This window comes from Azospirillum agricola (genome assembly GCF_017876095.1).
In the GTDB taxonomy this organism is placed as follows: domain Bacteria; phylum Pseudomonadota; class Alphaproteobacteria; order Azospirillales; family Azospirillaceae; genus Azospirillum; species Azospirillum agricola.
Window position 1 is genome coordinate 13,972 of record NZ_JAGINM010000031.1, and the last position, 13,299, is coordinate 27,270.

The following is a 13,299-nucleotide window of genomic DNA, read 5'->3' on the forward strand; positions in this document are numbered from 1 at the left end:
CCTGTGATGGCGGGCATCCTGGCACCGGCGCGCCTGACGATTGGCAAGCGAAACCGCCGCTCCATCCCGTTTTACCCAGGCCGACACAAAAGCCGAGGCAACAGCCGTCAAGGCGGCGGTCCGGGCGTCCGAACAGAGAAAAACATTCGGGTGCATGCGGGAGGAGACAGAATGCTGCTGGGAGGAGCGCGCACCGCCGGACCAATCGGCGGGCGGTGGATGCAATTGCTGATCGGCGTCGTCTGCATGTCGATGATCGCCAATCTCCAATATGGCTGGACCCTGTTCGTCGAGCCGATCGACGCCAAGACCGGCTGGGGCCGCACGGCGATCCAGGTCGCCTTCACCATCTTCGTCGTCACCGAGACCTGGCTGGTGCCGGTCGAGGGCTGGTTCGTCGACCGGTTCGGGCCGCGCATCGTCGTGCTGCTGGGGGCGGTGCTCTGCGCGCTGTCCTGGATGCTGAACGCGATGGCCGATTCGCTGGTCCTGCTCTACATCGCCGCCGCGATCGGCGGCATCGGGGCGGGCGGCGTCTACGGCACCTGCGTCGGCAACGCGCTGAAATGGTTTCCCGACCGGCGCGGTCTGGCGGCCGGCATCACCGCGGCCGGCTTCGGCGCCGGCTCGGCGCTCACCGTCGTGCCGATCGCCACCATGATCGCGTCCTCGGGCTACGAGGCGACCTTCATGGCCTTCGGCGTCGGCCAGGGGCTGGTGGTCTTCGTGCTGGCCTGGTTCATGGTCGCCCCGCCGAAGGAGAGCGCCACGGCCGCCACGGCGGCGGCCCCGGTCCGCCGCCACTACGCCCCGCAGGAGATGCTGAGGACCCCGGTCTTCTGGGTGATGTACCTGATGTTCACCATGGTGGCGGCGGGCGGCCTGCTGGTGACCGCGCAGCTCGGCCCCATCGCGGCCGACTACAATCTGGAGAAGACGCCGGTCAGCCTGCTCGGCCTGACCTTGCCGGCCCTGACCTTCGCGCTGTCGATCGACCGTGTGCTGAACGGGCTGACCCGCCCCTTCTTCGGCTGGGTGTCCGACCACATCGGGCGCGAGAACACCATGTTCATCGCCTTTTCCATCGAGGCGGTGGGCGTCATGGCGCTGTCGGCCTACGGCAGCGACCCGGTGGCCTTCGTGCTGCTGACCGGTCTGGTCTTCTTCGCCTGGGGCGAGATCTACAGCCTGTTCCCGGCCTGCTGCGGCGACACCTTCGGCTCGAAGTTCGCCGCGACCAACGCCGGGCTGCTCTACACCGCCAAGGGCACGGCCGCGCTGCTGGTGCCGCTCGGCAACGTCATGGTGGCGGCGACGGGAAGCTGGCAGACGGTGTTCCACACGGTCGCCATCGTCAACGCGCTGGCCGCCTTCCTCGCCCTGTTCGTCCTGAAACCGATGCGGACCCGCACCGTCGCCGCCGCGACGCGCAGCGCCCCGCGCCTGACGACACGCCTCGCCGACTGAAGGGCCGACCGAGGAACGTGACGGGCTCCGGGGACACCGCAAATCCCGGAGCCCCGTCATGAACCGCCTGTTCCAGCGCCTGCGGATCGGCGCCAAGATCCACGTCCTGGTCGGGCTGATGACCATCGTCGCGGCGCTGGTCGGCCTCGTCGGCATCGACACGCTGCTGGCCCACGACGCGCTGGTCGCCGACATGCGGCTGGCCTCGTCGCGCGCGGTGATGGGAGAGCGGGTCAACGGGCTGATGCTGTCGGTGGTGATGGATTCGCGCGGCATCTACATGGCCCGCGACCGCGCCGAGGCGGAGAAGTTCGCCCGGCCGCTGCTCGATGGCCTGGGCGCGCTCGACGCGGCGATGGCGCGCTGGCGCGGCTTCCTGCCGCCCGGCCGCCGCGGCGAGCTGGACGCCGCCGACGCCCGCGCCCGCGAGTTCATCCGCTTCCGCTCCGAACTCGTCCGGCTGGCCCGCGAGGACACTCTGGCGGCGGCGCGTGCCTACGGCGACAACGACGCCAACCGGACCAACCGCAAGGCGCTGAACGACCTCGTCCAGGGGCTGGCCGCCCGCAACGCGGCGGAGGTCGGGGAGCTCAACGCCGCCATGGACGCCCACACCCGCCAGCGCCTGGGCGTCATGCTGGCGATCCTGGCCGGCGGCACGCTGGGCGGCACGGCGCTGGCCTCGGCGGTCGGCCGCCTCACCATCGCCCGGCCATTGCGGCGGATGACCGGCGCCATGACGGCGCTGGCCGCCGGTGACACCGCCAGCGCCTGCCCGACGCACGACAGCCGCGACGAGATCGGCGACATGGGGCGCGCGCTCCAGGTCTTCCGCCGCAACGCCCTGGACCGCGAGCGGCTGGCCGCCGAGCACGCCGCCGCCGAGGCCGCCCGCGACCGCCGCGCCCTGGCGGTGGAGGCGCTGACCGGCGCCTTCGCCGGAACCGCCACCCGCGTCTTCGGCACGGTGGTCGATTCGGCGACGGCGCTCGACGGCACCGCGCGCAGCCTGACCCAGCTGGCCGACCGGACCAACCGGCAGGCCGCGACCTGCGCCGCGACCGCGCGGCAGACCTCCGTCAACGTCGAGAGCATGGCGGCGGCCACCGACCAGATGGCGGCGACGGTGCGCGCGATCGCCGATCAGGTCGTGCAGTCCACCGCCATCGCCGGCGAGGGCAAGCGGCAGGCGGAGAACACCGGCCTGACGGTGCGGGCGCTGGCCGAGGCCGCGAGCCGCATCGGCGAGGTGGTGACGCTGATCCACGACATCGCCAGCCAGACCAACCTGCTGGCGCTCAACGCCACCATCGAGGCGGCCCGCGCCGGCGAGGCCGGCAAGGGCTTCGCGGTGGTCGCCGGCGAGGTGAAGGCGCTGGCCAGCCAGACCGCTCGGGCCACCGACGAGATCGCCGCCCAGATCGCCGCCATGCGCGACGCGACCGGCGGGGCGGTGCAGGCCATCGCCGCCATCGGAGCGACCATCGAGGCGATGCACGCGGTGGCCGGATCGATCGCCGCGGCGGTCGACCAGCAGACCGCCGCGGCCGGCGAGGTTTCCCGCAACGTGCGGCAGGCGGCGACCGGCACGCGGCACGTCTCGGCCAGCCTCGCCGAGGTCACCCGCGCCTCGCACGACACCGGGGCCGCCGCCGCCCAGGTGCTGGACGCCGGAGAGACGCTGTCGCGCCACGCCCGCGAGTTCCAGGCGGAGATGGACCGCTTCCTCGCCGGCATCCGCGCCGCGTAGGACCTCTGGCGCCTAACCGCGCAGCACCGCCAGCGCCGACAGCCCCTCCACCGCGTGGTCGAGGAAGGCGCGCACCCGCCCCGGCATGAAGCGCGCCGTCGGCACCACCACCTGCACCGGCAGCGGCGGCGGCTCGCTCTCCGGCATCAGCCGCACCAGCGTGCCGGCCGCCAGATCCTCCGCCACCTGGTAGGACAGCGGGCGGGCGATCCCCTGCCCCTCGCGCGCCGCCAGCAGCGCCGGCTCGATGTGGCTGACCGCAAGGCGCGGGGACAGCCGCACCACCCGCTCGCGCCCATCCAGCGTGAAGCGCCATTCCGCCGGAACCGGGCGCGGCACGCTGACGATGACGTCGTGCCCGGCCAGATCCTCCGGTGTTTCGGGAACGCCGCGTTCGGCGAGGTAGGCCGGGCTGGCGACCAGATAGCGGCCGACCTGCCCGACGCGGCGGGCGACCATTCCGGAATCCGGCAGGTTTCCGATGCGGATGGCGACGTCCAACTCCTGCTCGATCAGGTCGAGGTTGCCGTCGGACAGCACCAGTTCGACCCGGACGTCGCGGTAGAGGCGCATGAAGCCGATGACCAGCGGCGTCACATGCTTGCGCCCGAACATCACCGGCGCCGTCACCCGCAGCCGGCCGTGCAGCGGGCGCTCGGTTCCGGCGGCGAGCAGCGCCTCGTCGTAATCGGCGAGCAGCCGGCGCGCCTGCTCGGCCAGCCGTCGTCCGGCCTCGGTGGGGGCGAGGCTGCGCGTCGTCCGCTCGATCAGGCGGACGCCGAGCCGCTCCTCCAGCGCGGTCAGGCCGCGCGTCACCGCCGCCGCCGAGCGGCCCAGCCGCTTCGCCGCTCCGGCGAGGCTGCCGGCGTCGAGGATGGCGACGAACAGCGCAAGCTCGTCCAGGCGGTCCATGATCCTCCCGGCGATCCTTCCGGCTTCCGCAAGAGTTCCTTGCGATGAGAGCGCATTCCCCATGGGCGACGCAAGTGGTTCCCTGCAATCGCCAACCGGCACCCAAGCCCTCAACGGCCAAGCCCCCAACGGGAGACTCCGATGACCGAATCCGGGATCACGCTCTACGGCATGTCACTGTCCGGCCACGCGCACCGCGCGGAAGCCTTTCTGAACATCCTCGGCCTGCCGCACCGCTACGTGGAGTGCTACGACCAGCTCCGCAGCGACTCCTTCCTCGCGCTGAACCCGCTGGGGCAATTGCCGGTCCTGGTCGACGGCGACGTCGTGGTGCCGGATTCCAACGCCATCCTGGTCTATCTCGCCGCCCGCTACGACGAGACCGGGCAGTGGAACCCGGGCGATCCGCCGACCGCCGCGCGCGTCCAGCGCTGGCTGTCGGTCGCCGCCGGCGACATCCGCTTCGGGCCGGCGCGGGCGCGCATCCTCACCCTGTGGGGCGGGCCGGAATCGATGGCCGACGCCCAGGCCGCCGCCACCCGAATCCTGCGCTTCATGGAGCAGCATCTGGAAACGCGGGACTGGCTGGCCGCCGACCGGGCGACCATCGCCGACATCGCCTGCTACGCCTATGTGGCGCGGGCGCCGGAAGGGCATGTGGCGCTCGATCCCTACCCGGCGGTGCGCCGCTGGCTGGAGCGGGTGGAGGCGCTGCCGCGCTTCACCGCCATGCCGCGCACCCCCATTCCCCAACCCGCCTGACCGGCGACAAGCCACGAGGAGGACGGCCATGCACCCGGATCCGCTCGACGATCCCTTCCATCCCGGCGAACGGGAAGCCCAGGCGCGGGCCGGCTTCCGCGTGCCGTCCGCCCCGATCCGCGACGTGCTGATCCCGCAGCACCGCGACTTCTACCCGCTGCTGCCCTTTCTGCTGGTCGCCGCGGCCGACGCGCAGGGCGCGCCCTCGGCCGGGATCCTGACCGGCCCGCCGGGGTTCGTCACCTCCCCCGATCCGCGCATCCTCCGGATCCGGCCGGAGCATGGGGCGTGGGACGGCTGGCCGGGCGGCCCCGCCCCCGGCGCGGCGGTCGGCGCGCTGGGCATCGATCTGGCAACCCGGCGCCGCAACCGGGTCAACGGCACGGTGATCGCGGCGGACGGGGGCGGCTTCGACCTGATGGTCGAGCAGAGCTTCGGCAACTGCCCGCAATACATCCAGGGGCGGCTGGTGGAGACGGCGGCCCCGGTCGCGGCCCCGCGCGAGCCGCTGGGCGGCCTGGACGCCGACGCCCGCCGCGCCATCGCCGAGGCCGACACGGTCTTCGTCGCCTCCTCGTCCACACCAGGGGTGGAGGGCGGTTTCGACGTGTCGCACCGGGGCGGGCCGGCGGGCTTCATCCGCATCGACGGCGACCGGCTGACCGTTCCCGACTATTCCGGCAACCGCTACTTCAACACGCTGGGGAACTTCCTGGTGAATCCGCAGGCCGGACTTCTGATCGTCGACTTCGCGACCGGCGACGCGCTGCATCTGACCGGCCGCGTGGGCATCGACTGGGAGCCCCCCGGCGACCTGCCGGGCGCCCAGCGCTCCTGGAGCCTGACGGTGGAGCGCGGGTGGCGGCAGCGCGCCGCCATCCCGCTGCGCTGGAGCTTCCGCGACCAGTCCCCGGCGACGTTGCGCATCATCGCCGGGGCGGCATGAGCCTACCGGCATGACTGCGGGGACGCATCGCCAAGCGGCGGAAAATATGCTTCGATGACACTTTCGTTACAGCCATCCGTCACATCCATCGAAGAGGTTCCGCCGATGATCCGATCCGCTGGTGCCGGGCGTTTGCCGATGCGCCTGTCCGGTGCGCTTGCCCTGTCCCTCCTGACCGCCTCCGCCCTGTCTCCCGCTCTCGCCGCCGACCCGGTGCCGCAGAACGACCTGCTGAACGCCGAGCTGTGGATGCAACGCTCGGTCGAGTACAAGGCGAACGCGCTGGCGGTCTACGCGCTGGGCCGGATCCAGCTCGACAAGGCGCTGGCCGACAGGAACTGGACGGCGGCGACCGAGCAGACCGGCGCCTACCAGGATCTGCCGCCGGCCGTGGTGCTGGATCTGGACGAGACGGCGATGGACAACTCGGCTTATCAGGTCGGGCTGGTCACCACCAACGGCGAGTTCTCGCCGAAGACCTGGGACGCCTGGGTCAAGGCCGAGAAGGCGACCGCCGTTCCCGGCGCCGTCGAGTTCACCCAATACGCCGAGTCGAAGGGCGTGAAGGTCTTCTACGTCACCAACCGCAACGCCGACCAGGAGGAGCCGACCCGACGCAACGCGCAGGCGCTGGGCTTCCCGATGGGCGGCAACGTCGACACCTTCCTGATGTCGAAGGAGAAGCCCGACTGGGGCTCGGCCAAGAGCACGCGCCGTGCCTTCATCGCCAAGGACTACCGCATCGTCCTGCTGTTCGGCGACAATTACGGCGACTTCTCCGACGCCTACAACGGCAGCGAGGCCGACCGGCTGAAGGCGTTCGAGGCGGACAAGGAGCGTTTCGGCCGCGACTGGCTGATGCTGGCCAACCCCGGCTACGGCTCTTTCGAGAGCACGCCCTACCAGCACAATTTCAAGCTGTCGGCCGACGAGAAACGGGCGAAGAAGATCGGCGCGCTGGAGCCCTGGGTGGCCCCCACCCAGTAACGCCCTCCACCGGAGAGCCACGGAATCCGGCCGGCCGCCGCACCGTCCTTCCCGGTGTGGCGGTCGGGGGGAGTCGCGTCGCCGCGCGCGTGGCGGCGCGCCAACGGCCTGTCCGGCCCGTTCCGAGAGCCGGCGGCCAGACGGGGCGCTCAGAAGATCAGGCGGACCGCCTGGACGATGGCGACCCACGGGGCGCCGATCGCCACCACCCACACCGCGGCGCGGGCCAGACCATGCATCTTGCGGACCTGCGGCTCGGCGGCAACGGCGGCGTCGAAGGAGGTGGCGTTGAAGGACGACATGGCGGGTGGCTCCGGGTTCGAGGTGATGATCGTGTTGAGGCGATCATGCGGCCCGGATCGTTAACGCCTCTTAAAGATTGGCTCCCGCACCACCGGCGATTGAGTCGTACCCCGGTCGGACGGGCGTCGCTTTCTCCTGAGATGTTTCATTGAAAATCTTCAACGCCAAACAGCTCTGATCGCATAACAAGAATGCCGTTGCGACCTCCAGAAAACTCACTGATGTCAAAGGTCTAAAGTCCAGGAAAGCTTTGAATTGCAAAATTCCGGGCGCGTAGCCTCTCCCTTGCATGACGGCGCCGGTCCATATTTGCAGTTCCCGTACCTCACGTTCCAGCGCCTTGATCCGCTCCTGCTCGTCCGCTCGCAGCGATTGGCGGCTACCGCTGCATCTCGACCAGAGCATCCGCATAGGCGGCCTGGGCGCGCAGGATGTGCTGGGACAGCAGTTGCCTGAGCAGCGCCGAATCCCGCTTCTCAAACGCCTCGATCATGCTGCGGTGCTCGCCGAACGACAAATCCTGCTGGCCGCTGTGCGGAACCGAGAGATGCGCGCGCAACGCCGCCACCCGGCCGGAGATCGTCCGGTAGGCGTTCGCCAGATGCACGTTGCCGCAATGGTTGACGAAGCTCTCATGGAAAACGGTGTCGGCGCGGGCGTAGGCCTTCGTGTCGCCGGCCTCGCGCGCAACCCGCATCATGTCAAGGGCGGCGGCCATGTCGTCCCGCGTCTCCGCCAGCGCCCTCTCCATGCAGCGCTCCAGCGCGCTGGTCTCCAGCAGCAGGCGGAAGGAGGCGAGCTGCTCGACATCCTCCAGCGTCGGCTGGAAGACGAAGGTCCCCTTCTTGGGCACGATCACCACCAGCCCCTGCTGCTCCAGCCGGGTCAGCGCCTCGCGCATCGGGGTGCGGCTGACGCCGAGCGACAGCCCCACCGCATCCTCCGACAGGGCCTGGCCGAAGGACAGCTCGGCGTTGACGATGGCATCGCGCAGCCGCTCCTCGACGATCGTCGACAGGGCCTTGGGAAGCTCGATCTGCAAGCGCGGTATCATTGTCTGTTCCACGGTCCGCCGGTTGCGTGCGTCCTGTCAGGCCCTCATCCGGCGGTCGCCGAACCGCCGGGCCATTATCCAGAGCCAGATCCAGAGATAGTCCCTCCGTCTTCGAAGAGCAATATCTTCCATCTTGGACACTGTATCCAAGGTACAACGTCTTGCACACAGTCATGGGCCGTGATAGAGGGTGTCACCAGCAAACGAGCCGGCCGGGCGCCGGACACACGGAATCATGCGAGGGAAGACGCCGATGGAGATCGTTGCCACCCAGAGGATCCCGGACGTCGAGAGCGGCAGGAGAGTGCCGGACGCGATGCTGGCGGATCTGCGGCAGCTTCTGGGCGCGCGCCTGGCCCTTGGCCTGGCGGAGCGCGAACAGCATGGGCGGGGCGAATCCTACCACGCCACCCAGGCTCCCGACGCCGTCTGCTACGCGGAGAGCACGGAGGAGGTGTCGGCGATCCTGCGTCTCTGCTCCGCTTACGGCGTTCCGGTCGTGCCCTTCGGGGCGGGCACCTCGCTGGAGGGTCATGTCTCCGCCGTGCGCGGCGGCGTCTGCGTCGACCTCAGCCGCATGACGCGCATCATCGCCGTGCGGGCCGAGGATCTGGACGTGACGGTCCAGGCCGGGGTGACGCGCCTCCAGCTGAACGAGGAGCTGCGCGCCACCGGCCTGTTCTTCCCGATCGATCCCGGCGGGGAAAGCACCTTGGGCGGCATGGCGGCGACACGGGCGTCCGGCACCAACGCGGTGCGCTACGGCACCATGCGCGAGAACGTGCTGTCGATGACCGTGGTGACCGCCGACGGCGAGGTCATCCGCACCGGCAGCCGCGCCCGCAAATCCTCGGCCGGCTACGACCTGACGCGGCTGTTCGTCGGCTCGGAAGGCACGCTCGGCATCATCACCGAGCTGACCGTCCGGCTTTACGGCATCCCGGAGACCATCTCGGCCGCCGTCGTGCCCTTCGAGACGGTGGAGGCCGCCGTCGCCTCGGTCGTGTCGGTCATCCAGTGCGGCATCCCGGTCGCCCGCGTCGAGTTGATGGACACGCGCACCGTGCAGGCGACCAACCGCTACTGCGGCCTGTCCTACCGCGAGACGCCGACCCTGTTCTTCGAGTTCCACGGCTCGCCCGGCACCGTCGCCGAGCAGATCGCGATGACGAGGGAGCTGACGGCCGACCACGGCGCGCTGGACTTCGAATCGGCCAGCGATCCCGACACCCGCGCGACCCTGTGGCGGGCCCGGCACGCCGTCCATTACGCGGTCCAGGCCATGCGCCCCAACGCGAAGGTGTGGAGCACGGACGTCTGCGTCCCGATATCGGGCCTGACCCGCTGCATCGCCGAGACCCAGGCGGACATCGCGTCGGCCTCCTTCTTCATCTCGATCGTCGGCCATGTCGGCGACGGAAACTTCCACCTCGGCCTCGTCATCGACCCGTCGGATCCGGCGGAGCTGGAGGAGGCGGACGGCATCAACGACCGGCTGATCCGCCGCGCCATCGGCATGGACGGGACCTGCACCGGCGAACACGGCATCGGCTCGGGCAAGATCAAGTTCATGGAGCTCGAGCACGGCCGCGCCGTCCGCGTCATGCAGGCGGTCAAGGCGGCGCTCGACCCGGCCAACATCCTGAATCCCGGCAAGGTCCTGCCGGCGGCCTGACCGGCCGGCTCCCCCCCCGGAAGCGCAACGCCTTCACAACAAGAACGGCCGACGCCGTCAATTCGAGGAAACATCCATGCAGAACACCCCGATTTCCCGCCGCCGCCTGATCGCCGGCGCCGCCACCCTCGGGACCGGCCTCACCCTGGGCGCCGGAATCGCCGGCCTGGGCATCGCCGGCTCCGGCCGCGCGCAGGCCGCGGCGCCGATCACGCTGCGCGTGTCCTCCTCCGCCCCGCCGGACCGGTTCGGCGCCCATTACCTGTGGTTCAAGCCGTTCCAGGAAGAACTGGCCAAGCGCGTCGGCGACCAGATCAAGCTGGAATATTTCCCCAACGGCCAGCTCGGCCGCGAGGCCGACGTCGTCAACCAGGTGAAGGGCGGCTCGGTCGACATGATCCTGACCGGCGCCTCGATCTGGGCCACCATCGTGCCGGAGTTCGGGCTGCTGGACCTGGGCTTCCTGTTCAACAGCTACGACCATTGCGCCCGCGCGCTCGACACCGGGGTCGGCGCCGCCTACGACGCGATGCTCCAGGAGCGGGCCGGCGTCACCATCCTCGGCTGGGGATTCCAGGTGGGCGCCCGCAGCATCTACACCAACAAGGAGGTCACCACGCTGCCGCAGCTCAAGGGCAACAAGCTGCGGGTGTTGCCGACCAAGGCCTTCATCGACACCTTCAACATCATCGGCGCCACCCCGACGCCGATGCCGATCAACGAGGTCTACACGGCGCTCCAGACCGGCGTCGTCGACGGCTTCGAGCATGATCCGGGCACGGTCCTGTCCTACAAGTGGTACGAGGTGTCGCGCCATTGCCTCCAGACCCGGCACATCTACACGCCGCTGCTGGCCTACATCGGCAAGCGCGGGCTGGCGAAGATCCCGGCCGCGCTGATGCCCCAGTTCCAGCAGGCCGCCGCGGCCGCGACCGCCGCCTGCCGGGCCGAGGTGCCGAAGGTCGAGGAGGAGGCGATGGCCCAGCTTCGCGAGAAGGGCCTGACCTTCCTGGAGGTGAAGCCGGACGAGATGCAGGACCTGAAGCGCCGCATGAGCGAGGAACTCTACACCGCCTACCTGAAGCAGTATCCCGTCACGGCCCCGCTGTTCGAGAAGATCAAGGCCAGCGCTTGATGCCCCCGGCGCTCCTCCCCCCTTCCGAAGCGAGGTGACAGTCATGGACATAGCGTTGCCCCCGCGCGGGGACTACGGCGACACGGCGCTGACCGAGCGCGTGGTCGCCCGGCTCATCACGACGGTCGAATATCTCGGCGCCGCCATCCTCGCGCTGGACATGGTCATCGTGGCCGCCTCCGTCGTCGCGCGCTACTACTTCCACGCCCCCTTCGACTGGGCGGAGGAGATCGCCAGCGGCCTGATGTCGACGATGATCTTCCTGGGGGCGGCCAGCGGCCTCGGCCGCACCCAGCATGTCGGCATCGACGTCGTGGTGAACCTGCTGCCCCCGCGCTGGCGGCCCTTCGTGGCGTCGGTCGCCGCCTGGGGCACCGCGCTGATGGCCGGCATGCTGCTCCACTCGACCTACGCGTTGATGCTCGACACCCATGGGCAGACGACGCCGATCGGCCTGCCGCAATGGTGGTTCCACCTGCCGGTGCTGCTGGGCGTCGCCGTCATGACGGTGTTCGCGGTCAACAATTGCTTCAAGGCGGAGCCGGCCGCGCGCTGGTCGGCGCTGGCCGTCTGCCTGACCGTCGCCGCCGGCATCCTCGGCTGGAACCTGATGCTGCCCGACAACGCCGTGCCGCCGATCCTGCTGCTGTGCGTCACCGCCGTCGGCGGGCTGGCGCTCGGCGTGCCGGTGGCCTTCGCGCTCGGGCTCGGGTCGATGTCCTATTTCCTGATGGATCCGTCGCTGTCGATGCTGATCTGGGCGCAGCAGGTGTCCTCGGGCGCCCACCATTTCGTGCTGCTGGCCATTCCCTTCTTCGTGCTCGCCGGCCTCACCATGGAGGTGAACGGCATGTCGTCGCGGCTGATCGAGCTTCTGCTGCGCATGATCGGGCGGTTCCGGGGCGGGCTGAACCTGATCGTCATCTTCGCCACCATGCTGTTCTCCGGCGTGTCGGGGTCGAAGCTGGCCGACATCGCGGCGGTCGGCAGCGTCATCATGCCGGCGATCCGCAAGACCGGGCAGGACGAGAACGAGACCGCCGGCCTGCTCGCCTGCACGGCGGTGATGGCGGAGACGATCCCGCCCTGCGTCAACCTCATCATCTTCGCCTTCGTGTCCAACATCTCGATCGGGGGCCTGTTCATGGCCGGGGTGATCCCGGCCGTGCTGATGGCGCTGTGCCTGGCCGGCGTCGCGATCTACGCCGGCACCCGCGTCGATCTCGACCGGGTCTTCGTCGAGGTTCCGCGCCGTCCGCTGCTGCCGCTGATCGGCGGCGCCGCCGTGACGCTGGCGATGATCCTGATGATCGGACGGGGCGTCACCACCGGCATCGCCACCTCGACCGAGATCTCGGCCTTCGCCGCGATCTACGCCTTCCTGGTCGGCGGGCTGATGTTCCGCGAGCTGACGCTGAAGATGACGGTCGCCCTGTTCGTGCGGGCGGCCGCGATGACCGGCAGCATCCTGTTCATCGTCGCCGTCGCCTCCAGCCTGTCCTACGCGCTGACGATCGAGCGCATCCCCGACCAGATCTCCACCGCGATGATCGCGCTCGGCCAGCAGTTCGGGCCGCTCAGCTTCGTCCTGGTGTCGATCGTCATCATGTTCGGCTTCGGCATGATCCTGGAGGGCGCGCCCGCGCTGATCCTGTTCGGGCCGCTGCTGACCCCGATCGCCGGGGCGATGGGCATCAACCCGCTGCAATTCGGCGTCATCATGGTGATCGCGATGGGGCTCGGCTTCTTCGCCCCGCCCATCGGGGTCGGGCTGTTCGTCACCAACGCGCTGACCGGGACGCAGATGAAGAACGTCGTGCGGCCGATGGTGAAGTATCTGGCGGTGCTGGTGGCGGCCCTGCTGGTCCTGGTCCTGGTGCCCGACTTCTCGCTGTGGCTTCCCCGCCATCTGGGGATGATCCGATGACGGCGGCATCGGAGGAGCCCACCCCGGTCCTGCGCTGCGCCTTCTTCCGGGGCCGGGTGTCGCCGGGGCGCGAGGCCGAGTTCGAGGCCCTGTTGGCCGAGCGGCTGGTGCCGCTGTGGCGCCGCTTTCCGGGCGCGCTGGAGGTGCGGCTGCTGCGCCCGCTGGACGCCGACGACCACGCGCCGCCGCTCGCCCTGGTGCTCTCCGTCCGCTACCCGAGCCTCCGGGTCATGCGGGAGGCCTTGGCCTCGGACATCCGCGAACGGACGCGGGAACCGACGCGGGACCTGCTGGCGATGTTCGAGGGCGAGGTGTTCCACGCCACCTTCGCCGTCGACGAGCACGGCACCGTCCCGTACGGCCCTGACACGCCATGAAAAC

The 13,299-nt window shown here is 70.0% G+C and carries 12 protein-coding genes; 9 read left to right on the forward strand and 3 right to left on the reverse strand.

Annotated elements, in window-relative coordinates; translation table 11 throughout:
* The first annotated feature begins 171 nt into the window (after window positions 1-171).
* On the forward strand, window positions 172-1,467 hold the full coding sequence (gene oxlT, locus J2847_RS30230) for an oxalate/formate MFS antiporter (protein ID WP_209782446.1): 1,296 nt from the start codon (window positions 172-174) through the stop codon (window positions 1,465-1,467).
* 58 nt (window positions 1,468-1,525) lie between these two features.
* A complete protein-coding gene (locus J2847_RS30235; protein ID WP_209782447.1) occupies window positions 1,526-3,217 on the forward strand; it encodes a methyl-accepting chemotaxis protein in 1,692 nt (563 codons plus the stop codon).
* A 12-nt stretch (window positions 3,218-3,229) separates the two neighbouring features.
* On the opposite strand, the gene J2847_RS30240 is transcribed toward J2847_RS30235, so the two are convergent.
* Window positions 3,230-4,129, reverse strand: a complete 900-nt coding sequence (locus tag J2847_RS30240; RefSeq protein ID WP_209782448.1) for a LysR family transcriptional regulator — start codon at window positions 4,127-4,129, stop codon at window positions 3,230-3,232.
* 141 nt (window positions 4,130-4,270) lie between these two features.
* Here J2847_RS30240 and J2847_RS30245 point away from each other — a divergent pair, with 141 nt between their 5' ends.
* From J2847_RS30245 to J2847_RS30255, 3 genes are all read left to right on the forward strand, one after another.
* Entirely contained in the window at window positions 4,271-4,891 is a 621-nt protein-coding gene (locus J2847_RS30245; protein ID WP_209782449.1) for a glutathione S-transferase family protein, read from the forward strand.
* A gap of 28 nt (window positions 4,892-4,919) precedes the next feature.
* Window positions 4,920-5,837 carry a pyridoxamine 5'-phosphate oxidase family protein gene (locus tag J2847_RS30250; protein ID WP_209782450.1) on the forward strand — a complete coding sequence of 306 codons (918 nt, stop codon included), beginning with the start codon at window positions 4,920-4,922 and terminating at the stop codon, window positions 5,835-5,837.
* A gap of 105 nt (window positions 5,838-5,942) precedes the next feature.
* Window positions 5,943-6,824, forward strand: a complete 882-nt coding sequence (locus tag J2847_RS30255) for a 5'-nucleotidase, lipoprotein e(P4) family (RefSeq protein ID WP_209782451.1) — start codon at window positions 5,943-5,945, stop codon at window positions 6,822-6,824.
* A 149-nt stretch (window positions 6,825-6,973) separates the two neighbouring features.
* On the opposite strand, the gene J2847_RS30260 is transcribed toward J2847_RS30255, so the two are convergent.
* The gene (locus J2847_RS30260; protein WP_209782452.1) at window positions 6,974-7,126 is read right to left on the reverse strand and encodes a hypothetical protein; all 153 of its coding nucleotides are present in this window, start codon (window positions 7,124-7,126) and stop codon (window positions 6,974-6,976) included.
* A gap of 380 nt (window positions 7,127-7,506) precedes the next feature.
* Window positions 7,507-8,181 (reverse strand): GntR family transcriptional regulator, encoded by a 675-nt coding sequence (locus J2847_RS30265; protein WP_209782453.1) that lies wholly within the window; start codon window positions 8,179-8,181, stop codon window positions 7,507-7,509.
* Window positions 8,182-8,434: 253 nt separating this feature from the next.
* On the opposite strand from J2847_RS30265, the gene J2847_RS30270 reads away from it, so the two are divergent.
* The 4 genes from J2847_RS30270 to J2847_RS30285 all read left to right on the forward strand — a co-directional run bounded on the left by J2847_RS30270 (window position 8,435) and on the right by J2847_RS30285 (window position 13,295).
* The gene (locus J2847_RS30270; RefSeq protein ID WP_209782454.1) at window positions 8,435-9,856 is read left to right on the forward strand and encodes an FAD-binding oxidoreductase; all 1,422 of its coding nucleotides are present in this window, start codon (window positions 8,435-8,437) and stop codon (window positions 9,854-9,856) included.
* A 76-nt stretch (window positions 9,857-9,932) separates the two neighbouring features.
* Window positions 9,933-10,991 (forward strand): TRAP transporter substrate-binding protein, encoded by a 1,059-nt coding sequence (locus tag J2847_RS30275; RefSeq protein ID WP_209782455.1) that lies wholly within the window; start codon window positions 9,933-9,935, stop codon window positions 10,989-10,991.
* 43 nt (window positions 10,992-11,034) lie between these two features.
* On the forward strand, window positions 11,035-12,918 hold the full coding sequence (locus tag J2847_RS30280; protein WP_209782456.1) for a TRAP transporter large permease: 1,884 nt from the start codon (window positions 11,035-11,037) through the stop codon (window positions 12,916-12,918).
* Window positions 12,915-13,295: an antibiotic biosynthesis monooxygenase gene (locus J2847_RS30285; RefSeq protein ID WP_209782457.1), complete on the forward strand. Its 381-nt coding sequence runs from the start codon at window positions 12,915-12,917 to the stop codon at window positions 13,293-13,295. Before J2847_RS30280 ends, J2847_RS30285 begins: the two co-directional genes overlap by 4 nt.
* The last annotated feature ends 4 nt before the right edge of the window (window positions 13,296-13,299 follow it).

What these genes read in the sequence shown, in the direction of transcription:
- oxlT (WP_209782446.1), top strand. Translation starts at nt 172, where the DNA reads ATGCTGCTGGGAGGAGCGCGCACCGCCGGACCAATCGGCGGGCGGTGG.
- J2847_RS30235 (WP_209782447.1), top strand. Translation starts at nt 1,526, where the DNA reads ATGAACCGCCTGTTCCAGCGCCTGCGGATCGGCGCCAAGATCCACGTC.
- J2847_RS30240 (WP_209782448.1), bottom strand. Translation starts at nt 4,129, where the DNA reads ATGGACCGCCTGGACGAGCTTGCGCTGTTCGTCGCCATCCTCGACGCC.
- J2847_RS30245 (WP_209782449.1), top strand. Translation starts at nt 4,271, where the DNA reads ATGACCGAATCCGGGATCACGCTCTACGGCATGTCACTGTCCGGCCAC.
- J2847_RS30250 (WP_209782450.1), top strand. Translation starts at nt 4,920, where the DNA reads ATGCACCCGGATCCGCTCGACGATCCCTTCCATCCCGGCGAACGGGAA.
- J2847_RS30255 (WP_209782451.1), top strand. Translation starts at nt 5,943, where the DNA reads ATGATCCGATCCGCTGGTGCCGGGCGTTTGCCGATGCGCCTGTCCGGT.
- J2847_RS30260 (WP_209782452.1), bottom strand. Translation starts at nt 7,126, where the DNA reads ATGTCGTCCTTCAACGCCACCTCCTTCGACGCCGCCGTTGCCGCCGAG.
- J2847_RS30265 (WP_209782453.1), bottom strand. Translation starts at nt 8,181, where the DNA reads ATGATACCGCGCTTGCAGATCGAGCTTCCCAAGGCCCTGTCGACGATC.
- J2847_RS30270 (WP_209782454.1), top strand. Translation starts at nt 8,435, where the DNA reads ATGGAGATCGTTGCCACCCAGAGGATCCCGGACGTCGAGAGCGGCAGG.
- J2847_RS30275 (WP_209782455.1), top strand. Translation starts at nt 9,933, where the DNA reads ATGCAGAACACCCCGATTTCCCGCCGCCGCCTGATCGCCGGCGCCGCC.
- J2847_RS30280 (WP_209782456.1), top strand. Translation starts at nt 11,035, where the DNA reads ATGGACATAGCGTTGCCCCCGCGCGGGGACTACGGCGACACGGCGCTG.
- J2847_RS30285 (WP_209782457.1), top strand. Translation starts at nt 12,915, where the DNA reads ATGACGGCGGCATCGGAGGAGCCCACCCCGGTCCTGCGCTGCGCCTTC.